The organism is Phycicoccus endophyticus (assembly GCF_011326735.1).
In the GTDB taxonomy this organism is placed as follows: domain Bacteria; phylum Actinomycetota; class Actinomycetes; order Actinomycetales; family Dermatophilaceae; genus Phycicoccus; species Phycicoccus endophyticus.
Genome location: NZ_JAANCN010000001.1, coordinates 200836 through 223751, shown reverse-complemented (window position 1 = coordinate 223751; position 22916 = coordinate 200836). Strand labels below are relative to the sequence as shown.

General features: G+C 74.3%; 23 protein-coding genes and 1 pseudogene. 2 read left to right on the top strand and 22 right to left on the bottom strand.

Annotation, left to right across the window (positions count from 1 at the left end):
• Window positions 1-40 precede the first annotated feature (40 nt).
• A complete protein-coding gene (locus tag G8D98_RS01085) occupies window positions 41-958 on the top strand; it encodes a phosphotransferase (RefSeq protein ID WP_166097970.1) in 918 nt (305 codons plus the stop codon).
• Here G8D98_RS01085 and G8D98_RS01080 read toward each other — a convergent pair.
• The 15 genes and pseudogenes from G8D98_RS01080 to G8D98_RS01010 all read right to left on the bottom strand — a co-directional run bounded on the left by G8D98_RS01080 (window position 915) and on the right by G8D98_RS01010 (window position 16270).
• Window positions 915-1358, bottom strand: coding sequence for a hypothetical protein (locus G8D98_RS01080; protein ID WP_166097968.1), 444 nt, complete (start codon window positions 1356-1358; stop codon window positions 915-917). The two genes, G8D98_RS01085 and G8D98_RS01080, sit on opposite strands and share 44 nt — an antisense overlap.
• A 621-nt stretch (window positions 1359-1979) precedes the next feature.
• Window positions 1980-2597 carry a DNA-3-methyladenine glycosylase gene (locus G8D98_RS01075; protein ID WP_166097965.1) on the bottom strand — a complete coding sequence of 206 codons (618 nt, stop codon included), beginning with the start codon at window positions 2595-2597 and terminating at the stop codon, window positions 1980-1982.
• A gap of 34 nt (window positions 2598-2631) precedes the next feature.
• A pseudogene (locus G8D98_RS01070) lies at window positions 2632-2826 on the bottom strand (DNA-3-methyladenine glycosylase); the annotation flags it as partial.
• 3 nt (window positions 2827-2829) lie between these two features.
• A complete protein-coding gene (gene argH, locus G8D98_RS01065; protein ID WP_166097963.1) occupies window positions 2830-4272 on the bottom strand; it encodes an argininosuccinate lyase in 1443 nt (480 codons plus the stop codon).
• A complete protein-coding gene (locus tag G8D98_RS01060) occupies window positions 4269-4772 on the bottom strand; it encodes an arginine repressor (RefSeq protein WP_166097961.1) in 504 nt (167 codons plus the stop codon). The genes argH and G8D98_RS01060 overlap by 4 nt, the downstream gene beginning before the upstream one ends.
• Entirely contained in the window at window positions 4769-5710 is a 942-nt protein-coding gene (gene argF, locus G8D98_RS01055) for an ornithine carbamoyltransferase (protein ID WP_166098843.1), read from the bottom strand. The genes G8D98_RS01060 and argF overlap by 4 nt, the downstream gene beginning before the upstream one ends.
• A 2-nt stretch (window positions 5711-5712) precedes the next feature.
• Window positions 5713-6927 (bottom strand): acetylornithine transaminase, encoded by a 1215-nt coding sequence (locus G8D98_RS01050; RefSeq protein WP_166097958.1) that lies wholly within the window; start codon window positions 6925-6927, stop codon window positions 5713-5715.
• The gene (gene argB / locus G8D98_RS01045; RefSeq protein ID WP_166097956.1) at window positions 6920-7867 is read right to left on the bottom strand and encodes an acetylglutamate kinase; all 948 of its coding nucleotides are present in this window, start codon (window positions 7865-7867) and stop codon (window positions 6920-6922) included. The genes G8D98_RS01050 and argB overlap by 8 nt, the downstream gene beginning before the upstream one ends.
• Window positions 7868-7874: 7 nt before the next feature.
• Window positions 7875-9026, bottom strand: a complete 1152-nt coding sequence (gene argJ, locus G8D98_RS01040; protein WP_166097954.1) for a bifunctional glutamate N-acetyltransferase/amino-acid acetyltransferase ArgJ — start codon at window positions 9024-9026, stop codon at window positions 7875-7877.
• Window positions 9023-9427, bottom strand: coding sequence for an ACT domain-containing protein (locus tag G8D98_RS01035; RefSeq protein WP_166097952.1), 405 nt, complete (start codon window positions 9425-9427; stop codon window positions 9023-9025). The genes argJ and G8D98_RS01035 overlap by 4 nt, the downstream gene beginning before the upstream one ends.
• Window positions 9428-9432: 5 nt before the next feature.
• Complete coding sequence (gene argC / locus G8D98_RS01030; RefSeq protein ID WP_166097949.1) at window positions 9433-10476, bottom strand: N-acetyl-gamma-glutamyl-phosphate reductase; 1044 nt, start codon at window positions 10474-10476, stop codon at window positions 9433-9435.
• Between the two features lie 43 nt (window positions 10477-10519).
• Complete coding sequence (locus G8D98_RS01025) at window positions 10520-11260, bottom strand: SDR family oxidoreductase (protein ID WP_166097947.1); 741 nt, start codon at window positions 11258-11260, stop codon at window positions 10520-10522.
• The gene (gene pheT, locus G8D98_RS01020) at window positions 11257-13806 is read right to left on the bottom strand and encodes a phenylalanine--tRNA ligase subunit beta (protein ID WP_166097944.1); all 2550 of its coding nucleotides are present in this window, start codon (window positions 13804-13806) and stop codon (window positions 11257-11259) included. The genes G8D98_RS01025 and pheT overlap by 4 nt, the downstream gene beginning before the upstream one ends.
• Entirely contained in the window at window positions 13806-14900 is a 1095-nt protein-coding gene (pheS, locus tag G8D98_RS01015) for a phenylalanine--tRNA ligase subunit alpha (RefSeq protein WP_166097942.1), read from the bottom strand. Before pheS ends, pheT begins: the two co-directional genes overlap by 1 nt.
• A gap of 194 nt (window positions 14901-15094) precedes the next feature.
• Entirely contained in the window at window positions 15095-16270 is a 1176-nt protein-coding gene (locus tag G8D98_RS01010; RefSeq protein ID WP_166097939.1) for an MFS transporter, read from the bottom strand.
• Window positions 16271-16407: 137 nt separating this feature from the next.
• Here G8D98_RS01010 and G8D98_RS01005 point away from each other — a divergent pair, with 137 nt between their 5' ends.
• Entirely contained in the window at window positions 16408-17979 is a 1572-nt protein-coding gene (locus G8D98_RS01005) for a catalase (protein WP_166097937.1), read from the top strand.
• Window positions 17980-18005: 26 nt separating this feature from the next.
• On the opposite strand, the gene G8D98_RS01000 is transcribed toward G8D98_RS01005, so the two are convergent.
• The 7 genes from G8D98_RS01000 to priA form a co-directional block, all read right to left on the bottom strand.
• Window positions 18006-19088 carry a sensor histidine kinase gene (locus tag G8D98_RS01000; protein ID WP_166097934.1) on the bottom strand — a complete coding sequence of 361 codons (1083 nt, stop codon included), beginning with the start codon at window positions 19086-19088 and terminating at the stop codon, window positions 18006-18008.
• Between the two features lie 10 nt (window positions 19089-19098).
• Window positions 19099-19902 carry a TrmH family RNA methyltransferase gene (locus G8D98_RS00995; RefSeq protein WP_187566780.1) on the bottom strand — a complete coding sequence of 268 codons (804 nt, stop codon included), beginning with the start codon at window positions 19900-19902 and terminating at the stop codon, window positions 19099-19101.
• 11 nt (window positions 19903-19913) lie between these two features.
• On the bottom strand, window positions 19914-20288 hold the full coding sequence (gene rplT / locus G8D98_RS00990; protein ID WP_166097932.1) for a 50S ribosomal protein L20: 375 nt from the start codon (window positions 20286-20288) through the stop codon (window positions 19914-19916).
• Window positions 20289-20335: 47 nt separating this feature from the next.
• Window positions 20336-20530 carry a 50S ribosomal protein L35 gene (rpmI, locus tag G8D98_RS00985; protein ID WP_166097930.1) on the bottom strand — a complete coding sequence of 65 codons (195 nt, stop codon included), beginning with the start codon at window positions 20528-20530 and terminating at the stop codon, window positions 20336-20338.
• A gap of 54 nt (window positions 20531-20584) precedes the next feature.
• Window positions 20585-21211 (bottom strand): translation initiation factor IF-3, encoded by a 627-nt coding sequence (gene infC / locus G8D98_RS00980; RefSeq protein ID WP_187566815.1) that lies wholly within the window; start codon window positions 21209-21211, stop codon window positions 20585-20587.
• 269 nt (window positions 21212-21480) lie between these two features.
• On the bottom strand, window positions 21481-22170 hold the full coding sequence (locus tag G8D98_RS00975; RefSeq protein ID WP_166097928.1) for an SseB family protein: 690 nt from the start codon (window positions 22168-22170) through the stop codon (window positions 21481-21483).
• Window positions 22167-22907, bottom strand: coding sequence for a bifunctional 1-(5-phosphoribosyl)-5-((5-phosphoribosylamino)methylideneamino)imidazole-4-carboxamide isomerase/phosphoribosylanthranilate isomerase PriA (priA, locus tag G8D98_RS00970; RefSeq protein ID WP_166097926.1), 741 nt, complete (start codon window positions 22905-22907; stop codon window positions 22167-22169). Before priA ends, G8D98_RS00975 begins: the two co-directional genes overlap by 4 nt.
• Window positions 22908-22916 lie beyond the last annotated feature (9 nt).

Genomic DNA, 22916 nt, shown 5'->3' with positions numbered 1-22916 from the left:
CCCGGTGGACGCCGCAGACACCAGCGGGTGGGATGGGCCCGTGCGACGCATCCACGACGAGGAGGACGCCACCGACCCCGCGGTGGTGCGGGCGCTGCTGCGCGAGCAGTGGCCCGCGGGTGCCGACCTGCCCCTGCGCGCCGTCGCCGGGACCGGCACGGACCACGCGGTGTACCGGCTCGGCGCCCGGCACCTCGTCCGGGTGCCCCGCACCCCGGCCGCAGCCGCGAGCCTCGCCGGCGAGGTGGGGTGGCTGCCCTGGCTGGCGCCGCGCCTGACCGTCGCCGTCCCCGAGGTCGAGCACGTCGGGACGCCCGCCGCGGGCTACCCGCACCCGTGGGCCGTGCTCCGCTGGCTCGGGGGCCGGGACGCGTGGGCGGCCCGGGAGGCGGTCGAGGACCCCCACGGGTCCGACCTCGCCGACGACCTCGCCGACGCCGTGCTCGCCCTCCGGGACGGGGTGCACCCCGACGTGCCCGCGCGCGACACCGGTCGCCGCGGCGGCCCGCTCGCCGGGGTACTGGAGCGCGCCCACCAGTGGCTCGAGGGCGCCTCCGGCCCGCTGCCGGACGACGTCGACGTGGCGGCCGTGCGGCGGCTCCTCCACGCGCTTCCCGACGCGGCCGACGACGATGTGCCGTACGTCCTGAGCCACGGCGACCTCATCCCCGGCAACCTCCTGCTCCACGGGCGTCGGCTGTCCGCGGTCATCGACTGGGGCTATCTCTCGACCGCCGACCCGGCGCTCGACCTCGTCCCGGCGTGGGCGGTGCTCGGGCCCCGGGCCCGAGCACGCTTCCGGGCCCGGCTGGCCCCCGACGACGCGACGTGGGAGCGGGCCCGGGCCAATGCGCTCGAGCAGGCGCTCGGCGCCCTCGCCTACTACACACCCCGTCGCCACCCACTGGCCGACGTCATGCGGCGCACGCTGCGGCGCATCCTCGCCGACGCCGGCTGACCCTCTGCCAGAGTGGCCGGATGGCCCGCACCCCCGTCCGCCGCGTCGCCGTCGTCGGAGGTGGCGTCGCGGCATCGGGAAACCGCCACGGCTCCACATCCTTGAGGCGCTCGGTGAACGTGAGGGCGTGTTGCCACTCGGCCAGTCGCTGAGCCTCGGTCTCGTCCGCGTTGCCCAGTGCGCTGGCGATCTTGGGTCGCACCTGACCGATCGTCGACCACAGCTCATGCTTGTCGAGCTGATCTTTCGAGAGAGTCATGCATTCCTCGCAGGTCGCCGTTGGGGGACCGATGCTAAGGGCCAGGTCGGACAGTCCGCGCGAGGTTGGCGCCTTGGCGAGGTACGCGGGGTGGACGTGCAGGATGCCATCGAGCTCATCAGGGCCATAAGGCTGCGACACCGGCTGCAACCTCGGCCCGTTATGCGATGGCGAGTCCGGCTGTACTGCGGCCACGTGGTCGAGACGACGGCCAGTGCCGAGCGGCTCAACTACATCGAGGGTCCGTCCGACGCTATGGCGTGCCCCGACTGCGGGCTGGACCCCGCTGCGGTAGTCGCCACCAAGCCCCTTGGAGTGACCGCCCCTTGACGCTGACGCGACCGCGCCCCCGGCCGTCATGGTCGGGGGCGCGGTCGCTGCGCGTCAGACCTCCACGTGCTCATGGAGGCCCTGCGCGTCAGCGCTTCTTCGTGCCGTACGGGGACTGGTTCGTGGGCTTGAGGCTGACGCCGATGTCCGACGCACGCGACCGAATGGAGTCCTCGCTCCGTCCAGTTTTGATCCCGATCACCCGGGTTACTCGCTCATCCACCACGATGAAGCATCGCCCCGGCAGTCGGCTCACCCCGAGGTCGGGGCTTTGCGTTGCCGCGCGGAACCCGACGGCACAACCGAACCGGTCACGTGAACTACATCGGTGTAACCATCGCGTTCCAGGGCCATCTTAAGCCCGCCCGACCACAGGTCAGGCGAGACAAATCCACAGGCATGGCCTGACGGCTCTCGGGGGCGGCTCAGTTCCTAGCGCAGGCTCGCACGCCTGTAGGCAGAGACCGTCGAGTCTCCCGGGACTGAGAACCTCCACTGGACATCTTGAGCGCGGGTCACGCCAACTCGTGGACCTACATCAATCCGGGCCACCTGATCACCCAACGTCAGAGTGAGCGGCCCCTCCCCCATCAGGTCTAAACCGTCGAGGTCGAGTGTGAGGCTGAGGGATCGGGCGAGGTTGGCGGGACCACGGGCGAGGCGCTGTGCGGCGATCTGCGGGCCTCTGCTGGCACGAGCTAGGGATTCGCCCTCCGTCACCCTGCCGGCGCGCAGGAGGACGGCTGACGCCTCGTCCTGCGGCCCCGTGACCACATTGAGCGCGAGGTGATGGCGAGTTTGGTAGATGTACGCGTGCCCGGCGGGCATGTACATGCTGAGGTTGCGCGGCCTGCGACCCCGCCACGCATGCGAAGCCGGGTCAGCCTCTCCCCCGTATGCCTCGGTCTCAGTCAAGACGAGTGACACGGGCCCCTCATCGGTCACGTGTCGGACGGTGGCGCCTAGGAGCCGAGGAGCCACGTCCTCGGGGCGGCCGGCTAGGAGGTCAAACAGGGCCACGCCACACTCCGTCCGCCGTATTGGTTGCATCTGGCATCTGCACCCCGTAGGTGAAGTACACCTACAGGCGCCCCGGCGGCCCGAACATCACGGCGTTGCGCCGGGTCCTGCCCCGGAAGGCGTGCGACCCCGGGTCGTCCGCGCCGCCGTAGGCCTCGACCTCGGTGAGCCGCACGGTCACCCCGGCGTGCGTCAGGTGCGCTCCGAGCAGCCGCGGCGCGACGTCGAGCACGTCACCGGCGAGCAGCCGGGCGAGCACTGCTCAGCGGGCCTGTGGCACGTCGGCCACCCAGCCGCGTGCCTCGGTCGCGACGGCGGCCACGCGCTCGAGCTGCTCGGCGACGCGGACCGGGGCGGTCCCGCCCTTGCCGGCCCGTGACGCGAGGGACCCCTCCACGCTGAGCACCTCGCGCACCCCAGGCGTCAGGTGCTCGGAGATGCCGGCGAGGTCGCTGTCGCGCAGGTCCCACAGCTCGCAGCCCCGCTCCTCGCACAGCCGCACGCAGGCACCGGCCACCTCGTGAGCGACCCGGAAGGGCACCCCCTGGCGCACGAGCCACTCGGCGACGTCGGTCGCGAGCGAGAAGCCCTGGGGGGCCAGCGCGGCCATCCGCTCCGTGTGGAAGGTCAGCGTGGCGACCATCCCGGAGAACGCCGGGAGAAGGACCTCGAGGGTGTCGATGGCGTCGAACACCGGCTCCTTGTCCTCCTGGAGGTCGCGGTTGTACGCCAGGGGAAGCGCCTTGAGCGTCGTCAGCAGACCGGCGAGGTCGCCCACGAGCCGGCCCGCCTTGCCCCGGGCGAGCTCGGCGACGTCGGGGTTCTTCTTCTGCGGCATGATGCTCGAGCCGGTCGAGTAGGCGTCGTCGAGGGTGACGAAGGAGAACTCCTTGGTGGCCCAGAGGATGACCTCCTCGGCCATCCGGGAGACGTCCACGGCGGTCATCGCGGCGACGAAGGCGAACTCGGCCACGACGTCGCGCGAGGCCGTCCCGTCGATCGAGTTCTCGACCGCCCCCGCGAACCCGAGGTCGGCCGCGACGGCCTCCGGGTCCAGCCCGAGGGAGGACCCCGCCAGGGCACCGGAGCCGTAGGGCGACAGGGAGGTCCGCGCGTCCCAGTCGCGCAGCCGGTCGATGTCGCGCAGCAGGGCCCAGGCGTGGGCGAGCAGGTGGTGGGACAGCAGGACCGGCTGGGCGTGCTGCAGGTGGGTGCGCCCGGGCATCGGGACCCCGAGGTGGGCGCGCGCCTGCCCCACGAGCGCGTCGACCACGTCGAGGACGAGGCCACCGAGGGCGCGTGACTGCTCGCGCAGGTACATCCGCAGCAGCGTCGCGATCTGGTCGTTGCGCGAGCGCCCCGCGCGCACCCGGCCGCCGACGTCGGGCCCGACCCGCTCGATGAGCCCGCGCTCGAGCGCGGTGTGGACGTCCTCGTCGTCCTCGGCCGCGACGAAGGCCCCGGACTCGACATCGGCACGCAGCCGCTCGAGGCCGTCGAGCATCGTGGCGAGCGCGGCGTCGTCGAGCAGACCGGCGCGGTGGAGCACGCGCGCGTGGGCGCGCGAGCCGGCGATGTCGTGGGGCGCGAGCCGCCAGTCGAAGTGGGTCGAGCGCGAGAGCGCGGCCAGGGCCTGCGCCGGTCCGCCGGAGAAGCGGCCGCCCCACAGGCTGACGGGCCGCGTGGAGGAGTCTGCAGCGGTCACGGGATGTCCTTCCGGGCGTACGACATGAGCAGGTCGGCGACCTCGCGGCTGCGGGCCGCCCCCGAGGTGATGACCATGATGGTGTCGTCCCCGGCGATGGTGCCGAGGACCCCCTCGACGCTCGTGTGGTCGATCGCCGAGGCGAGGTAGTTGGCCGCGCCGGGCGGGGTGCGCAGGACCACGAGGTTGCCCGAGGCCTGCGCCGAGACGAGCAGCTCCTGGGCCCGCCCGACGAGCCGGCCGGAGCGCTCCTGCTCGGCGCTCGCGGCCCGCACGGTGCGGTCGCCGCCCTCGCCGGGAACGGCGTAGACGAGCGACTTGCCGACCCGGACCCGCTCGGCGCCGACGTCGACGAGGTCGCGCGAGAGGGTGGCCTGGGTCACCTCGATGCCGTCGCGCGCGAGCAGGTCGAGCAGCTCGGTCTGACTGCGGACCGGGACGGCCTGGAGGATCTCGACGATCCGCTGCTGGCGCGCGCCCCGGGAGGTGGAGACCGTCATCGGTCCTCCTCCGCCTGCTCCACGAGCCAGGACAGCAGCGCCTTCTGGGCGTGCATCCGGTTCTCGGCCTCGGCCCACACCCGCGAGCGCGGTCCGTCGATGACCTCGGCGGTCACCTCGTACCCACGATAGGCCGGGAGGCAGTGGAGGAAGAGCGCGTTCGGCGCTGCCCGGTCGAGCAGGTGGGCGTCGACGCGGAAGGGCGCGAACGGGCCGTCGGCGCCGTGCCGGGCGTCCGCCTCGGCCTCCATCCCCATGGAGACCCAGGTGTCGGTCGCGACGACGTCGGCCCCCGCGACCGCCGCCGCCGGGTCGTCGGTGACGACCACGGTGGCGCCCGTGCCCCGGGCCACCTCCTCGGCGCGGGCGAGCACCTCCGCCGCGGGCCGGTGCGTGGCCGGGCAGCCGACCCGCACGTGCGTCCCCGCGGTCGCACACCCGAGGAGGTAGGAGTGGGCCATGTTGTTCGCGCCGTCGCCGACGTAGGCGAGGGTGCGACCGGGCAGCTCCCCGAGCTCCTCCCGGACGGTCTGCAGGTCCGCGAGCACCTGGCAGGGGTGGAAGTCGTCGGTCAGGGCGTTGACCACCGGCACACCGGCGTACCGGGCCATCTCGGCCAGCCGGTCCTGCTCGAAGGTGCGCCAGACGACCGCGGCCGACTGCGGACCGAGGATGCGGGCGACGTCGGGGACCGACTCGCGCTCCCCGATGCCGGCGAGCCGGCCGTCGACGACCATGGGGTGCCCGCCCAGGCCCGCGACGGCGTTCATGAACGACACCTGGGTGCGCAGGGTGGGCTTGTCGAAGATGATCGAGACGGTGCGGGGCCCCTCGAGGCACCGGTCGGCGAACGGCTCGCGCTTGAGCGCGGCTGCCCGGCGCAGCACCTCGGCCTGCTCGGTGGGCGAGAGGTCGTCGTCGCGCAGGAAGTGGCGCACGGTCACCGTCCCTCCTCGCCGGCCCGGTCGAGCAGCCCGGGCAGCGCGTCGACGAACAGGTCGAGCTGCTCGGCCGTGACGACGAGCGGCGGGGCGAGCCGGATGGCGTCGGGGGCCACGGGGTTGAGGATGAGGCCGGCGTCACGGCCGTGCGCCGCGACCGCCGGTGCCCACTCCTGCGCGAGCGTCACCGCCCGCAGCAGCCCGCGGCCGCGCACGCCCGTGACCCGGGGGTCGTCCAGCGCCGTGACCCGCGTCTCGAGGTGCTCGCCGACGGCCCGCACGTGCTCGAGCAGCCCCTCGGACTCGATGGTGTCCAGGACCGCGAGGCCGGCGGCGCAGGCGAGCGGGTTGCCGCCGAAGGTGCTGCCGTGCTGCCCGGCACCGAGCAGCCCGGTGACCTCGGGGCCGAAGGTGACGAGCGCGCCGATCGGCAGCCCGCCACCGAGGCCCTTGGCGAGGGTCATCGCGTCCGGGACGACCCCGGCCTGCTGGCAGGCGAACCAGCTGCCCGTCCGGCCGACGCCGGTCTGGATCTCGTCGAGGACGAGCAGCGCTCCGGCCTCGGTCGCGACGCGGCGCGCCGCCTGCAGGTACTCCGGCGCGGCGGGCACGACGCCCCCCTCGCCCTGGATGGGCTCGAGGACGACCGCGCTCGTGTCCGGGCCGACGGACCGCTCGAGCGCCTCCACGTCGCCCCACGGCAGGTGGACGACGCCCGGCAGGAGCGGTTCGAACGGCTCGCGGTAGGCCGGTTTGTGGGTCAGGGCGAGCGCGCCGGTCGTGCGGCCGTGGAAGGCGCCCTCGGCGGCGACGATGCCGGTGCGGCCGGTGCGTCGGGCGAGCTTGACGGCGGCCTCGATGGCCTCCGTCCCGCTGTTGCAGAAGAAGACCGCCGACCCCTCGGGGGCGCCGCTGAGCCCGAGGATCCGTTCGGCGAGCTCCACCTGGCTCGGGGTGGTGAAGAAGTTCGAGACGTGGACGAGCTGCCCGGCCTGCTTGGAGACGGCGCTGACGAGCGCCGGGTGGTTGTGCCCGAGCGCGTTGACGGCGAGGCCCCCGACGAGGTCGAGGTAGCGGCGGCCGTCGACGTCCCACACCCAGGCGCCGTCGCCGTGCTCGAGCACGAGCTGGGGGCGCCCGAAGACGCCGAGCAGCGCCGACTCGTAGCGCCCGAGCCACTCGTGGGTCAGCGGTGCGGTCGTCGCGTCAGTCATCGGTGCTCCCGTCCCGGTCCGGCAGGACCATCGTCCCGATCCCCTCGGAGGTGAACAGCTCCAGGAGGATGCTGTGCGGCTGGCGCCCGTCGACGACGTGCGCCTGGGGCACCCCCCGCTCGACGGCGTGGATGCACGCCTCGAGCTTGGGGATCATGCCCGCCTCGACCCGCCCGAGCAGCTCGCGGGCGGCGGAGACCCGCAGCTCGGAGAGCAGCGAGCCCCGGTCGGGCCAGCTGGCGTAGACGCCCTCGACGTCGGTGAGGACGACGAGCTTGCGTGCCCCGAGCGCGGCCGCCAGTGCCGCCGCCGCGGTGTCGGCGTTGACGTTGAGGACCTGTCCGTCCTGGTCGAGGTCGGGCGCGACGGTCGAGACGACCGGGATGCGCCCGGCGTCGAGCAGGTCGAGCACGGCACCCGGGTTGACCTGCACGACGTCGCCGACGAGCCCGAGGTCGTGCTCCTCGCCGTCGACGACGACGCCGCGCCGCCGCGCCCCGAAGAGGTGGGCGTCCTCGCCGGAGAGCCCCACGGCCACCGGCCCGTGCTGGTTGAGCAGGCCGACGAGCTCGCGCCCGACCGAGCCGGTGAGCACCATCCGCACGACGTCCATGACCTCGGGCGTCGTGACCCGCAGCCCACCGCGGAACTCGGACTCCAGCCCGAGGCGGTCGAGCATCCCCTTGATCTGGGGGCCGCCCCCGTGCACGACGACCGGGCGCAGCCCGGCGTAGCGCAGGAAGACGATGTCCTGGGCGAACGCGGCCTTGAGGGCGTCGTCGGTCATCGCGTTGCCGCCGTACTTGACGACGACGAGCGCGCCACGGAAGCGCTCGAGCCAGGGCAGGGCGGCGACGAGGGTCGAGGCCTTGCCCTGGGCGACCCGCAGCGCGGCGGCGTCGATCGCGCCGCGGAGCGCCTGCTGCGTCGGTGCGTTCATCTCGTCCTCACGTGGAGTAGGCGGAGTTCTCGTGGACGTAGTCGTGGGTCAGGTCGTTGGTCCAGATCGTCGCCTCGGCGTCGCCGGCGTGCAGGTCGACGTCGATGTGGACCTCCCGGCCGCCCAGGTCGACGAGCGAGCGGTCCTCCCCCACCCCGCCGCCGCGACAGACCTGCACCCCGTTGATGGCGACGTCCAGGTCGTCCGGGTCGAAGGCCGCCGCCGTCGTGCCGACCGCCGCGAGCACCCGTCCCCAGTTCGGGTCGTTGCCGAACACCGCGCACTTGAGGAGGTTGTTGCGCGCGACCGAGCGGGCCACCTCGAGGGCGTCCTCCTCGGTCGCCGCGGTCCGCACCTGCACCGCGATGTCGTGGTGGGCGCCCTCGGCGTCCGCGACGAGCTGACGGGCCAGGTCGGCGCACACCTCGGTCAGGGCGCCGGTGAGCTCGTCCTGGTCGACCTCGACCCCGGAGGCGCCGGAGGCCAGGACCACGACGGTGTCGTTGGTCGACATGCACCCGTCGGAGTCGACCCGCTCGAGCGTGGTCCGGGTGGCCTCCCGCAGCGCGGCGTGAAGCCGCGAGGGGTCGACGACGGCGTCGGTCGTGAGGACCACGAGCATCGTCGCGAGGGCGGGAGCGAGCATGCCCGCGCCCTTGGCCATCCCCCCGGCCGACCAGCCCTCTCGGGTCGCCTGGGCGGTCTTGGGCACGGTGTCGGTCGTGAGGATCGCCTCGGCGGCGTCCGGCCCCCCGTCGGGCGCGAGGGCGCTCGCCGCCGCGTCCACCCCGGCCAGCAGCGGCTCCATCGGCAGCCGCTCACCGATGAGGCCGGTCGAGCACACGACGACGTCCCCGGCCGCCACGCCGAGCCGGTCGGCCGTGTGCTCGGCCGTGCGGTGGGTGTCCTGGAACCCCGGGGCGCCCGTGCAGGCGTTGGCGCCACCGCTGTTGAGGACGACGGCGTCGGCGCGGCCGTCGGCGACGACGTGGCGCGACCAGGTCACCGGCGCGGCCTGGACGCGGTTGGTGGTGAACACGGCGGCGGCGTGGTGGTCCGGCCCGTCGTTGACGACGAGGGCGAGGTCGGGCCGTCCGGAGGCCTTGAGGCCGGCGACGACGCCGGCGGCGCGGAACCCGCGGGGCTGGGTCACGCTCACGACGCGCCGCCACCGAGGGTCGTCGGGGTGATGACGAACCCGGCCCGCCGCCAGGCGGCCGAGGCCTCGCCGGTGCGCTCGGCCGGCACGAGGACCCAGTCGGTGTCGAAGGTCGAGAGCCCGAGGACGGAGATGCGAGCCTCGACGAGCGGCGCGAGGATCTCGGCGAAGACCCCCACGGCGGAGAAGTCCAGCGGCCCGGCCACCTCGACCGCCCGGAACGGGCCCTCGCTGCGCGCGTCCGGTGGCACCGCGGCGCTCGCGCAGACGACCGAGGTCTCCTCCGCGGTCCGGGTCAACGACGCCAGCGGGCCGCTGCGCCACTCGAAGGTGGGGTCCTCGTCCCGCGGCAGCCGGACGACCGAGACGTCCTCGGGGTGCTCCATCAGGTGCAGCGGCATCGAGCTCACGGTGCCACCCCCACCGCGGGCAGCCCGCTCGTCTCGGGCAGCCCCAACGCGAGGTTGAGGCACTGGACGGCGGCACCGGCGGTCCCCTTGGTGAGGTTGTCGACCGCCGCGACGGCGACCACCCGGCCAGCACGCTCGTCGAGGGTGACCTGGACGTGGACGGCGTTGCTGCCGAGCACCGCGCCGGTGCTCGGCCAGCTGCCCTGCGGCAGGAGGTGGACGAACGGCTCGTCGGCGTAGGCGGCCTCCCAAGCCCGGCGCACCTCGGCCGCGCTCACGCCCTCGGCCGCGAGCGCCGTACACGTGGCGAGGATCCCTCGAGGCATCGGGGCGAGTGTGGGGGTGAAGGACACGGTGACCGGCCCGGCGCCGCACGCGGAGAGGTTCTGCTCGATCTCCGGCAGGTGCCGGTGGACCCCACCGACGCCGTAGGGCGACATCGACCCCATGACCTCCGAGCCCAGCAGGTGCGCCTTGGGCGAGCGCCCGGCCCCCGAGGTGCCGGAGGCGGCGACGACGACGAGGTCGCCCGGGTCGAGTACCCCGGCGGCCAGGCCCGGCGCCAGGGCGAGCGAGACCGCCGTCGGGTAGCAGCCGGGGACGGCCACCCGGGTCGCCCCGGCGAGCGCGGCGCGCGTGGGTCCGTCCGCGCTCGGCAGCTCCGGCATCCCGTAGGGCCAGGAGCCGGCGTACGGGGTGTCGTAGAAGGCGCTCCAGGCCTGCGGGTCGCGCAGGCGGAAGTCGGCCCCGCAGTCGATGACCACGCTCTCCTGCGGCAGTGCCGCGGCGAGCGCGCCGGAGTGTCCGTGCGGGAGGGCGAGGACGACGGCGTCGTGGCCGGCGAGCACCTCCGGGGTCGTCTCCTGCAGGACGCGGTCCGCGAGCGGCGTCAGGTGCGGGTGGATGCTCGTGAGCGGCTGCCCCGCGTTGCCCGCGGCGGTCACCGCCCCGACCTCGAGCTGGGGATGGGCCAGGAGCAGCCGGAGGACCTCTCCTCCGGCGTACCCGCTCGCCCCGGCGACGGCCACCTTGCGCTGCATTCGCATGATCATACAGCAGTCGTCATGCCCATGCACAACGGGTTCAGGCGAGCGGGTCTCCCGGCCGGAGCACGAGCTCGAGCGTGCGCTCGTCGGCACCGAGCCCGCGCGAGGCCAGGGCCCGCAGGGACTCGACGGTGTCGATACCCGCCCGCAGGAAGCGCCCCGAGAAGGCATCGAGCTCGCCGCCGGCCAGCGCGAGGACGAGGTCGGTCACCTCCTGCGGCGAGGTCCACTCGGTCCGCGCGGTGTGGGCCTGCATCGAGGCGGTCATGTCGGTGCGCACGACGCCGGGCATGAGGTCGAAGGCGCGGATCCCGCGCTCCCACCCGGCGAGGTGTGTCGAGCCGGTCAGCCGGGCCAGCGCCGTCTTGCTCACGGTGTAGGCGCTCGCCACCCGCGCGGGACGGCGGGCGGCGCCGGAGTTGAGGTTGACCACGCGCCCGCCGCCGGCCGCGAGCAGATGCGGGGCGACGAGCCAGGTCATCAGGTAGGCGCCGCGGACGTTGACCTCGACGGTGTGCCACCACTGGTCCGGGTCGGACGCGAAGAGGTCGACCTCGGTGTCGACGACGCCGGCGTTGTTCACGAGCAGGTCGATGCGGCCGCGCCGGTCGACGATGTCACCGACCCAGGCGGTCAGCGCCTCCCGGTCGGTGACGGGGGCAACGCTCGAGGAGCCCCGCTCGAGTGCCCACCCCGCCCCCTCGAGGGCGTCGGCGACGTGCCGGCCGATGCCCCGCGAGGCTCCGGTGACGACGGCGACCCGCTCCTGTTCGGTCATGCCCGCTGCACCGCCCCGTGGTCCCGGGCCGCCGCGGCCACGGCGGCGTCGCGCAGGCCGGAGACCTCCTCGGTCGTCAGGGTCCGCTCCGGGGAGCGGAAGGTCAGCCGGTAGGCCAGGGACTTGCGGCCCGCTCCGACCTGCTCGCCCTCGAACACGTCGAAGAGCTGCACCGCCTCGAGCAGGTCGCCGCCGCCGGCGACGAGCGAGCCCCGCACCGCGGCGGCCGGCACCGCGCGGTCGACGACGAGGGCGACGTCGCTCTGGGCCATCGGGTAGGTCGCCAGCGTGCGAGCCCGTACCGGGTGGTCGGCGGCGACGGTGAGCGCGTCGAGGTCCAGCTCGCCGCCGACCGTCCGCGGCGGCAGCCCGAGCGCCTGCACCACCGTCGGGTGCAGCTCGCCGACGTGCCCGAGGACGGTGCCGTCCGCGAGGGCCACCCGGGCGCAGCGGCCCGGGTGCCAGGGCATGACGTCGTCGGCGGTGACGACCGTCTCCACGGCGAGCGCCTCGGCCAGTGCGTCGACGAGCTCGAGCACGTCGCCGAGGTCGGCGCGTCGCCCGGGGCCCCACCAGCCGGCACGGTCCAGCTCACCGGTGAGCAGCACGGCCAGGTGGCGCGGCTGGGGCGGGACGGCCTCGCGGATCGCCGCGAGCGTCTCCGGTGGGGGCAGCACCCCGACCTCGACGGTGGGGGCCGCGCGTTGCGGCCCGTCGAGGGCGGTGACGAGACCGACCTCGAAGAGGGCGACGTCCTTGGCACCCCGGGAGACGTTGCGGCGCAGGGCGTCGACCAGGGTGGCGAGCAGGCTCGGACGCATCCACGGCTGTTCGTCCGAGAGCGGGTTGGCGACCCGGACCGTGCGGGCGGTCTCGGCGGCGACGTCGAGCCCGAGGGCGGCGAGCCGGTCCTCGCCGACGAACGGCGCACCCCAGACCTCGAAGAGCCCCCGCGCGGCGAGCACGTCGGCCACGGTGCGGCGAACCCGCTGGGCGTGGCTGAGCCCGGACCCGCCGGGCGGGGTGGGCAGTACCGAGGGGATGCGCGCGTAGCCGTGGATGCGGGCGACCTCCTCGACGAGGTCCTCGGCGGTGCGCAGGTCGGGGCGCCAGGACGGCGGGGTCACCGTGAGCCGGTCGGCATGCCCGTCCACGGCGCAGCCGATGGCCTCGAGGACCGACACGACCGTGCCGCGGGCGTAGTCGACACCGACGAGCCGGCTCGGGAAGTCGACGTCCATCGCGACCGGGGCCGGCGGCTGCGGGCTGCCGACGTCGGTGACCTCCTCCCCGGCCTCTCCCCCGCCGTAGCGCACGAGCAGCTCGACGGCCAGCTGGAGGGCCGCCGGGCCCAGCGCGGGGTCGACACCCCGCTCGAAGCGTCGTGACGCCTCCGAGGGCAGCCGGTGCCGGCGTGCGGACCGGGCGATGGTCACCGGGTCGAAGTGCGCGGCCTCGAGGAGGACGTCCGTCGTCGCCCCGGAGACCTCAGTGCTCGCGCCGCCCATGACGCCGGCGAGCCCGAGCGGCGTCTCGCCGCCGTCGGTGATGAGCAGGTCCTGCGGGTCGAGCGTGCGCTCGACGTCGTCGAGGGTGCGCAGCCGCTCCCCCGGCCGCGCCCGGCGCACGACGATCTCGCTGCCGAGGGTGGCCAGGTCGTAGGCGTGCAGCGGCTGCCCCAGCCCGAGCATGACGTAGTTGGTGACGTCGACGGCCAGCGAGATCGGGCGCATGCCGGCCTCGGTGAGCCGGGTGCGCATCCACTGCGGGGTGGGGGCGGCGACGTCCAGCCCCCGCACGACCCGGGCACCGAACCGGTCGCAGCCGGCCCGCCCGCGGACCGGTGCGTCGTCGGCGACCCGGACCGGGTAGCCCGAGGCGGTGGGCCCGGGGGCCGCCGCGGCCAGCGCCTGGACCGGGTCGGTGAAGGTGGCTCCGCTGGCGTGGGCGTACTCGCGGGCCACCCCCCGCACGGAGAAGCAGTACCCACGGTCCGGCGTGACGTTGACCTCGACGGTCTCGCGGTCCAGGCCGAGCAGCGCGAGGGCGTCCGCGCCGGGCACGCACCGCGCGAGGGCGTCCGGGTCCTCGGCGTAGCGGCGCTCGAGGACGAGGATCCCGTCGTGGTCCTCGCCGAGGCCCAGCTCGCGCTCGGAGCAGATCATGCCGGCCGAGACGTGCCCGTAGGTCCTGCGGGCGGACACCTCGAGCGGACCGTCGGGCGTCGGGAGGACCCCACCGGGGAGGACGACGACGACGTGGTCGCCGGGCGCGAAGTTGTGGGCGCCGCAGACGATGCCCTGGGGCTCGCCGGTGCCGTTGGCCGCGCCGACGTCGACCGAGCACCAGTTGACCGTCTTGCCGTTCTTGTGCGCCTCCGGCTCCATCGTGAGGACCCGGCCCACGACGAGCGGGCCCCTGACCCCACCGGTGTGGACGGCCTCCTCCTCGAGCCCGACGGAGACCAGGGCGGCGGCGATGTCCTGGCCGGTCGCCTCCGAGGGGACCTCGACGTACTCGCGCAGCCAGTCGACGGGGACCCGCATCAGACCTCCATCCCGAACTGTGCGTCGAAGCGCACGTCGCCCTCGATCATGTCCCGCATGTCGCTCGCCCCGGTGCGGAACATCAGCGCCCGGTCCACGCCCATGCCGAAGGCGAACCCGGTGTAGCGCTCGGGGTCGACCCCGCAGGCGGTCAGCACGTTGCGGTTGACCATCCCGCAGCCACCCCACTCGATCCAGCCCGTGCCCTTGCAGGCGCGGCACTGCGGGTCCTCGCCGCGGCAGACGAAGCAGCGCAGGTCCATCTCCGCGCTCGGCTCGGTGAACGGGAAGTACGAGGGGCGCAGCCGGGTGGTGATGCCCTCGCCGAAGAGCTCGGCCGCGAGCCGGTCGAGGGTGCCCTTGAGGTGGGCCATCGTGATGCCCTCGTCGACGGCGAGGCCCTCCACCTGGTGGAAGGCCGGCATGTGGGTGGCGTCCAGCTCGTCGGTGCGGAAGACCCGGCCGATCGCGGCGACGTACACGGGGACGCCCCGCTCGAGCAGCGTGCGCGCCTGCACCGGAGAGGTGTGCGTGCGCAGGACGAGACCTCCCTGCGGGGGGTCGACGTAGAAGGTGTCCTGCATCTGCCGGGCGGGGTGGTCGGCGTCGAAGTTCAGGGCGTCGAAGTTGAACCACTCGGCCTCGATCTCGGGCCCCTCGACGACCTCCCAGCCGAGCCCGACGAAGAGGTCGGCGATCCGCTGGGACATCAGCTCCACGGGGTGCCGGCGCCCGAGCGGCCGCCGGCCCGTGGGCAGCGTGACGTCGACCGCCTCCTCGACGAGGATGCGGGCGTCGCGCTCGGCCTCGAGGTCGGCCTGGCGGGCGGCGAAGGCCCGCCCCACCCGGCCGCGGGCCTCACCGACCCGCTTGCCCGCCTCGGCCCGGGCGCTCGGGGGCAGGGCGCCGATCTCGCGGTTGGCGAGCGCCAGGGGGCTGCGGTCGCCCTGGTGGGCTCCCCGCGCCGCCTTGAGCTCCTCGAGCGTGGCCGCCGCGGCGGCGGCCGCGAGGGCGGCTTCGACGGCCGCGTCGAGCGCGCTGGGGTCGAGGGCCGCGACCTCGACGGGGTCGTAGCTGGTGTTCGGTCCGGACATCGGGTCCACTTCGTCGTCGGTGGGGGCGCGGTGTGAGTCTAGGGAGCGCCGCGCGCGGGGAGGGACGGGGCTCGGCCCCCGGGCGAGGTGGTGCCCCGGCAGCCGGCCGGGGCACGGACGGCGCTCAGAACAGGCGCGCGCTCGGGCCCGAGGGCCCGGTAAATCGCTGCGCTGGTGTCGTCACGCCACCCACCCTAGCGCCCGCGGCGGGGCGTCCTGGCGGCGAACCCGAGCAGGGCCACCGCGGCGCCGACGACGGCGACGGCGAGGAACCCCCCGCCGGCGCCGTAGTGGTCGACGACGAAGCCCGCGAAGGGCGCGCCGAGGGCACCGCCGGCGGTGAGCGACGAGCCGTGCCAGCCCATCGCCTCCCCGCGCACCTGCGCCGGCACCAGCCGGGCCACCTCGTCGACGGTCGCCGTGATCGTCGGGGCGCACAGCAGACCCGCGAGGAGGGCGAGCAGGGCCAGCTGGAGCACGCTCGTCGCCAGAGCCATGGGCGCGGTGACGAGGGCGAGCGCACCGAGCAGCCACCGGGCGGGGACCTCGCGCGGGAGGGCGCCGTAGAGCAGGCCGCCGACGAGGGAGCCGAGCCCCCACAGCACGAGCACGACCCCGAGGGCGCTCACCGCCCCGAGGGTGCGGACGGCGGCGACGAAGGTCAGGTCGGAGCCGGCGAGGATCACCGCGGTCGCGGCGACCATGACGAGCACCGTGAGGAACGGCCCGGTGAACCACGCCGCCCGTCCGACGCCGTGGACGGAGGCGCCGGGCTCGCTCTCCGAGCGCAGCGGCGGGTCGGCGAGCCAGAGACCGAGCCCGGCGACGGCACCGAGGGCCTGGACCGAGAAGAGCACCCACACGGTCGACCACTGGGTCGCGGCCCACACCGCGAGGGCCGGTGTCGCCATAAAGGACAGCTCGATGACCGAGGAGTCCAGGGAGATCGCGGTGCGCCGGTCCTGCTCGTCGACGGCGGCGATGACCGCCTGGCGGATGACCGAGGAGACCGGGACGACGAAGAGCCCGGCGAGGGTCGCCAGGACGAGCAGGGGCCAGTAGCCCACGAACGGGGCAAGCGCCCAGCACGTCCCCGAGACCAGGACCGAGGGCGCGACCACCCGGCGCAGGCCGTACCGGTCGAGCAGCCGGCCGCGCCACGGCCCGCTGACCGCCACCGCGCTCGTCACGGCGGCACCGACGATCCCGGCCATCCCGTAGCTGCGCCCGAGGGTGGTGACGACGTGGACGGTGACGAGCACGCCGGTCGCGAACATCGGCGCCCGGGTCAGAGCCCCGAGGACGAGGATGCGACGGAGCCCGGCCCGGGAGAGGACGCGCCGGTAGGGCGCGAAGGTCACCGTCGTCACCCGCGACATCGTGGCACCAGGTGGTGGACCCCGCCACGCGAGCGGGACGGGGCCACCGCCCACCCCGCTTGTCTTGACTGGTTCCAGACAAGGTGCCAAGGTGGCAGGGACGGGGAAACCGCACCGAAGGAGCAGCCATGACGACCGACACCACTCCCTACGACCACCCCGAGCAGCTCGGCACGCCGACCGGCTCGACGATGGCCAACGGCGCCGCCGCGGAGAGCGACGAGCACAGCCTGAGCCTGTCCCCCAACGGCCCGCTGATGCTCCACGACGTGCACCTGCTCGACACCCTGGCCCACTTCAACCGCGAGAACATCCCCGAGCGCAAGCCGCACGCCAAGGGCTCGGGCGCCTTCGGCACCTTCACGTGCACCGAGGACATCACGCGCTACACCAAGGCCGCCGTCTTCCAGCCCGGCGCGACGGTGCGCACCCTCGCCCGCTTCTCCACCGTCGCCGGCGAGCTCGGCTCGCCAGACACCTGGCGCGACGTGCGCGGCTTCGCCACCCGGTTCTACACCGAGGAGGGCAACTGGGACCTCGTCGGCAACAACACCCCGGTCTTCTTCCTCCGGGACCCGATGAAGTTCCCGCACTTCATCCGCAGCCAGAAGCGCCTCGCCGACTCCGGGCTGCGCGACGGCACGATGCAGTGGGACTTCTGGACCAACTCCCCCGAGTCGGCCCACCAGGTCACCTACCTCATGGGCGACCGCGGGCTCCCGAGCTCGTGGCGGCACATGAACGGGTACGGCTCGCACACCTACCTGATGACCAACGCCGCGGGCGAGAAGCACTGGGTGAAGTTCCACTTCCACACCGACCAGGGCGTCGAGAACCTCACCAACGAGGAGGCCGAGCGGCTCGCCGGCGCCGACTCCGACTTCCACCGGCGCGACCTCTTCGAGGCCATCGAGGCGGGTGAGTTCCCCTCGTGGACCCTGTACATCCAGGCCATGCCCTACGCGGACGCCAAGGACTACCGGTTCAACCCGTTCGACCTGACGAAGGTGTGGCCGCACTCGGACTACCCGTTGGTCAAGGTCGGCACCTTCGAGCTCAACGAGAACCCGGTCAACCACTTCGCCCAGATCGAGCAGGCCGCGTTCGCGCCGAGCAACGTCGTGCCGGGCATCGGCTTCTCGCCGGACAAGATGCTCCTCGCCCGGGTGTTCTCCTACGCCGATGCCCACCGCGCCCGGGTCGGGACCAACCACCACCAGCTGCCGGTCAACCGGCCGCTGCCCTCGGTGCAGGAGCGGGAGAACCACCTCGTCTTCGACGGGGCGATGAACTACCAGGTCGACCCGGGGCCGACGTACATCCCCAACAGCATGGGCCGGGGCCACTCGGCCTTCCAGGGCCCGGTGCCGGAGGGATGGGAGGCCGACGGCGAGATGGTCCGGCAGGCCTACGTCCTGCACGCCGAGGACGACGACTGGGGCCAGGCCGGGGCGCTCGTGCGCGAGGTCTTCGACGACGCCGCCCGCGACCGGTTCGTCGAGACCGTCGCGGGCGCCCTCGACGGCGTGCGCGAGGACGTCCTCGAGCGCGCGTTCGTGTACTGGAAGAACGTCGACGCCCAGGTCGGCGCCCGGATCGAGCAGCGGGTGCGTGCCGGCGCCGGCGACCCGATCCCCGGCGTCGCCGACGACGACAAGGCCGAGGTCCGCGAGCCGCTGCCGGAGACCGCCGGCGCCTGAGCCGCACCGTCGACGCGCCCGGGGCCCTAGAGGGCCTCGGGCGCGTCGAGGTCGGGGAAGGTCGCTCGCAGCAGCGCTCCGCCGCCGGCCGCGTCCTCGACGACGACGCGGCCCCCGTGCGCCGCGACGAGGCCGCGCACGAGGTAGAGGCCGAGCCCGGTGCCGTGCTTGGCACCCCCCTGCCAGAAACGGGAGAAGACGAGCTCGCGGTGCTGGGGCGCGATGCCGTCCCCGTCGTCGGCCACGACGAGGTCGACCGCGGGCGGCCCGCCCCATCGCGAACGCTGCGCCGTGAGCCGCACGAGACCCCGGCCGTGGCGCAGGGCGTTGTCCACGAGGTTGGTCACCACCTGGGCCAGCCGGTCGGGGTCGGCCCACACGACCTCCACCCCGTCCTCGACCTCGACCTCGAACTGCTCCCTCGGGGTGCCGGCGGCCACCCGTCGCTCGACCTCGGTCTCGAGGCAGGGGCGCACCGGCAGCGGCTGGGCGTGCACGGTGAGCCGGCCGGCTCCGATCCGCGAGGTGTCGAGCAGCTCGGTGATCAGCCGGGTGACCCGGCCGGCGTCGGCCTCGATCGTCTCGAGCATCAGCCGCTTCTGGTCGTCGGTGAACCGCTCCCAGTTGCGCAGGAGGGTCGAGGAGAAGCCCTTGACCCCCGTGAGGGGCGAGCGCAGCTCGTGGGCGACCGCGGTGAGCAGGGCCGCGCTCTCCGCCTCCGCCCGCCGCCGCCCCTCCGCGTCCCGGAGGGCGAGGACCACGGACTCCACCGGCCCGCCGCGCACGGAGCGGTTGTACCGCGCGGTGACGAGCAGCTCGCGGCCGCTGGGCAGGACGAGCAGCCGCTCCCGGTGGCCGGTGCGGGTTGCCAGCCCCGCCCACGGGTTGGTGAGCGCCCACCACGACTCTCCCCCGAGGTCCTGGAGGGGAAGGGCCTGCAAAAGGTCCCGGCCGAGGACGTCCTCGGCGCACAGCCCGGTGATCTGCTCGGCCCGGGCGTTCATCAGCGCCACCGTGCGGGCGTCGCCGACGGCGGCGACGAGGCCGTCCGGGACGAGGTCCGGCCAGGGGGCGTCCACCCCGTCCGGCACGAGGAACCGTTCGGGCATGGGCCGCACGCTACCGCGCGGCCGGACGCTGGGCCGTCGCGGAGGCGTACAGACAGACGGTGGCGGCCATCGCGAGGTTGAGCGACTCGGCCCGGCCGTAGACGGGCACCCGCACGACGTCGTCGCAGGCCGCTCGCGTCGGGGCCGGCAGCCCGCGGGCCTCGTTGCCCATGACCCAGCAGTGCGGCGGGCCCAGGTCGGCCTCCGGCAGGAGGGTGCTCCCGGCACCGTCGGCCGCGTAGCAGCGCACGCCACGGGCCCGCAGCGCCTCGATCGTCCCGGCCACCTCCAGGCCCGTGACGACGGGTAGGTGGAAGAGCGAGCCGGCCGTGGAGCGCACGACCTTCGGGGAGTGCACGTCGACCGAGGCCTCGCTGACGAGCACGGCGTCGGCCCCCGCGGCGTCGGCGCCCCGCACGACCGTGCCGGCGTTGCCCGGGTCCCGCACGCTGGAGAGGAGGACGAGGAGGCGCGGGCCGGCCTCGAGCACCTGCGCGAGGGTCACCGGTGCATCCTCGACGACGGCGAGCACGCCCTGGGGCGCCTGGGCCTCGGCCATCGCCGCGAGGACCTCGCCCGAGACCTCGTGGACCCACAGGTCGGCCGCGCGGGCGGGCGCGAGGATGTCCTCGGCGTACCGCTCGGCGGCCTGCGGGGTGACGTAGACGTCCCGGACGCGCCCGGGCGCGTGCCGGACGGCCTCCCGCACGCCCTGGGGTCCCTCGACGCAGAAGCGGCCGGTGCGCTGGCGCACCGGCCGCTTGTGCAGCGCGCGGACCTGTCGCACCCGGTCCGACCGGGGGTTGGTCAGCACCGCGGCTCGGCTCAGGCGGAGACCTTCTCGGCGCCCTGGTGGGCCTTGGCGACCTCGACGAGCGCGGCGAAGGCGGCCTCGTCGTTGACCGCGAGCTCGGCGAGCATGCGGCGGTCGACCTCGACCTCGGCGGCCTTGAGGCCCTGGATGAACCGGTTGTACGTCATGCCCTGGGCGCGGGCGGCGGCGTTGATCCGCTGGATCCACAGGCGCCGGAAGTCGCCCTTGCGGGCCCGGCGGTCGCGGTAGGCGTAGCCGAGGCTGTGGGTGACCTGCTCCTTGGCCTTGCGGTACAGGCGCGAGCGCTGCCCGCGGTAACCGCTCGCCTGCTCGAGGACGACCCGGCGCTTCTTCTGGGCGTTGACCGCCCGCTTCACGCGTGCCACGTGAGTTCTCCTTGCTCTGCTTCGTCAGTTCTGGGGGGTGGACCGGCTCACTTGCCGAGGAGCTTCTTGACCTTCTTGGTGTCCGCCGGGGAGACGAGCACGTCCTTGGAGAGGCGGCGGGCCTTCTGCGGGGTCTTCTCGTGGAACTTGTGGACGTGACCGGCCTGCTCGCGCATCACCTTGCCCGAGCCGGTGACCCGGAAGCGCTTCTTGGTGCCGCTGTGCGTCTTGTTCTTCGGCATGGTGCCGCTCTCCTTGGGTTGCTGCTGTCGTCGTGGGGGTGTCGGGGGGCGGGCTCAGCCCGCGTCGGCGGTCTCGGTGGCCGCCTCGTGCTCGGCCGCGTCGGTCTCGACCGGCTCGGGGCCGCTCTTGGCCTCGTCGCGCCGGCGACGCTGCTCGGCCATCGCCTGCGCCTTCTTCTTCGTCGGCGCGAGGACCATGACCATGTTGCGGCCGTCCTGCTTGGGCTGGGACTCCACGGTGCCGAGGTCGGCGACGTCCTCCGCGAGGCGCTGCAGCAGCCGGAAGCCCAGCTCGGGGCGGGACTGCTCGCGACCGCGGAACATGATCGTCACCTTGACCTTGTCCCCGCCGCCGAGGAACCGCACGACGTGGCCCTTCTTCGTGCCGTAGTCGTGCGGGTCGATCTTCGGGCGGAGCTTGATCTCCTTGATGACCGTGTTGACCTGGTTCTTGCGTGCCTCACGGGCCTTCATGGCGGTCTCGTACTTGTACTTGCCGTAGTCCATGAGCTTGGCGACCGGGGGCTTGGCCATCGGGGCGACCTCGACGAGGTCGAGGTCGGCCTCCGCCGCCAGACGGAGCGCGTCCTCGACCCGGACGATGCCGACCTGTTCGCCGTTGGGGCCGACCAACCGCACCTCGGGGACCCGGATGCGGTCGTTGATGCGTGGCTCGCTGATGTGCTTCTCCTTCGTCGGGTGCTGCAGCTGGCGACCCGGCGACGAGAAAGGCCCCTCGCCGCTGGTGCGCGAGGGGCCAGTGAGCTCCGTCCGGCCGGCAACGGGAGACCACGCACGAGCAACGCGCGTGACCTCTCGTCACGGACCGGGGACCCGGCGACCTGCTGGTCGACGCGGGTGGAAGCCGAGGCTCCTCTTGCACACCGCCCCGTACTGGAGCGGTCGGTCAACACCCAAGGCTACCAGCCGCGCCAGGCCGCGGGAAATCCTCAGACGATCCGGAAGGCCAGCCCGTCCACCCGCGCGCGCAGCTCGCCGTCGGTCGCGAGGCGCTCGCCGACGCGGGAGGCGAGCGCCCGGACCTCCTCGGCGGCCAGGCCGGGCCGCAGCCCGAGGACCACCCCGAGCACCCCCTCCCCCGGGGGCCGGCCCTCCTCGAGGGCATGGTGCTCGACGTCCGGCTCGCCGGCCACCGCCGCGGCGACGGCGCGAGCGACGAACGGGTCGGTGGGTGCCGGCTCCCAGGGGCGCTCCTGGGCCAGCGCCCACACCATCGAGGGCCGCAGCACCCGGCTCACCGGCCCGGCGACGTCGACGACGAGGACCTCACACCCCTCGGCGACGGCCGCCTGGGCGGCGCGGGCTGGGGTGACCGGCACCGGCCGGGCCGCCGCGTCCCACGCGGCGAGGGCGTCCACCCCGGTGAAGACCGGCAGGGCGCGCCGCCCGTCGGGCGCGACCAGGGTGACCCCCGACATCTCGGCGGCAGGCTCGGCGACGACCGGGACGAGGAGCCGGGCGGCCTCCACGGCGCGCACGAGGGCGAGGTCGTCGGTGCCGGAGAGCGCGCGCCGCACGCTCGGGTCGGCCCGCCCGTCATCGCCCTCGAAGCCGCTCGCGGAGAGGGTGCGCTCCCCCCACGGGGTGCCCGCGGAGTCGCCCGTTCCCGGGTGGCTCACGGCCGCCCGGCGACCTCGAGCGCCTCGCCGAGGGAGAACGCCCCCCGGTAGAGGGCAGACCCGACGATCGCCCCTTCGACCCCGTCGGCCACGAGCGTGCGCAGGGCCGCGACGTCCTCGAGGGTGGAGACACCGCCCGAGGCGACGACCGGGCGGTCGGTACGGGCGCAGACCTCCCGCAGCAGGGACAGGTTCGGCCCGGCCATCATCCCGTCCTTGGCGACGTCGGTGACGACGTACCGGGCGCAGCCCTCCCGGTCGAGCCGCTCGAGGGTCTCCCACAGGTCGCCGCCCTCGCTCGTCCAGCCGCGCGCCGCCAGCGTGCTGCCCCGGACGTCGAGCCCGACGGCCACCCGGTCGCCGTGCTCGGCGATGGCGTGGGCGGTCCACTCGGGGTGCTCGAGGGCCGCGGTGCCGACGTTGACGCGGCGAGCGCCGGTCGCCAACGCGCGCTCCAGGCTCTCCTCGTCGCGGATGCCACCGCTCATCTCCACGTCGATGTCGAGCCGGCCGACGATCTGCGCGAGCAGCGCGGCGTTCTCCCCACGCCCGAACGCCGCGTCGAGGTCGACGAGGTGCAGCCACTGCGCGCCCTGCTCCTGCCACCGCAGGGCGGCCGCGACCGGGTCGCCGAACTCCTGCCCGCTGCCGGAGACGCCCTGGACGAGCTGGACGGCGCGGCCGTCGACGACGTCGACGGCGGGCAGCAGCTGCAGCAGGGGCGCGGGGTGGCTCACGGGGTCCTC

Excerpts from the sequence above, each read along its gene's own strand:
- G8D98_RS01075 (WP_166097965.1), bottom strand. The coding sequence starts at position 2,597 with ATGCAACCAATACGGCGGACGGAGTGTGGCGTGGCCCTGTTTGACCTC.
- G8D98_RS01060 (WP_166097961.1), bottom strand. The coding sequence starts at position 4,772 with ATGACGGTCTCCACCTCCCGGGGCGCGCGCCAGCAGCGGATCGTCGAG.
- G8D98_RS01050 (WP_166097958.1), bottom strand. The coding sequence starts at position 6,927 with ATGACTGACGCGACGACCGCACCGCTGACCCACGAGTGGCTCGGGCGC.
- argB (WP_166097956.1), bottom strand. The coding sequence starts at position 7,867 with ATGAACGCACCGACGCAGCAGGCGCTCCGCGGCGCGATCGACGCCGCC.
- G8D98_RS01035 (WP_166097952.1), bottom strand. The coding sequence starts at position 9,427 with ATGCCGCTGCACCTGATGGAGCACCCCGAGGACGTCTCGGTCGTCCGG.
- argC (WP_166097949.1), bottom strand. The coding sequence starts at position 10,476 with ATGCAGCGCAAGGTGGCCGTCGCCGGGGCGAGCGGGTACGCCGGAGGA.
- G8D98_RS01025 (WP_166097947.1), bottom strand. The coding sequence starts at position 11,260 with ATGACCGAACAGGAGCGGGTCGCCGTCGTCACCGGAGCCTCGCGGGGC.
- pheT (WP_166097944.1), bottom strand. The coding sequence starts at position 13,806 with ATGCGGGTCCCCGTCGACTGGCTGCGCGAGTACGTCGAGGTCCCCTCG.
- pheS (WP_166097942.1), bottom strand. The coding sequence starts at position 14,900 with ATGTCCGGACCGAACACCAGCTACGACCCCGTCGAGGTCGCGGCCCTC.
- G8D98_RS01005 (WP_166097937.1), top strand. The coding sequence starts at position 16,408 with ATGACGACCGACACCACTCCCTACGACCACCCCGAGCAGCTCGGCACG.
- G8D98_RS01000 (WP_166097934.1), bottom strand. The coding sequence starts at position 19,088 with ATGCCCGAACGGTTCCTCGTGCCGGACGGGGTGGACGCCCCCTGGCCG.
- rpmI (WP_166097930.1), bottom strand. The coding sequence starts at position 20,530 with ATGCCGAAGAACAAGACGCACAGCGGCACCAAGAAGCGCTTCCGGGTC.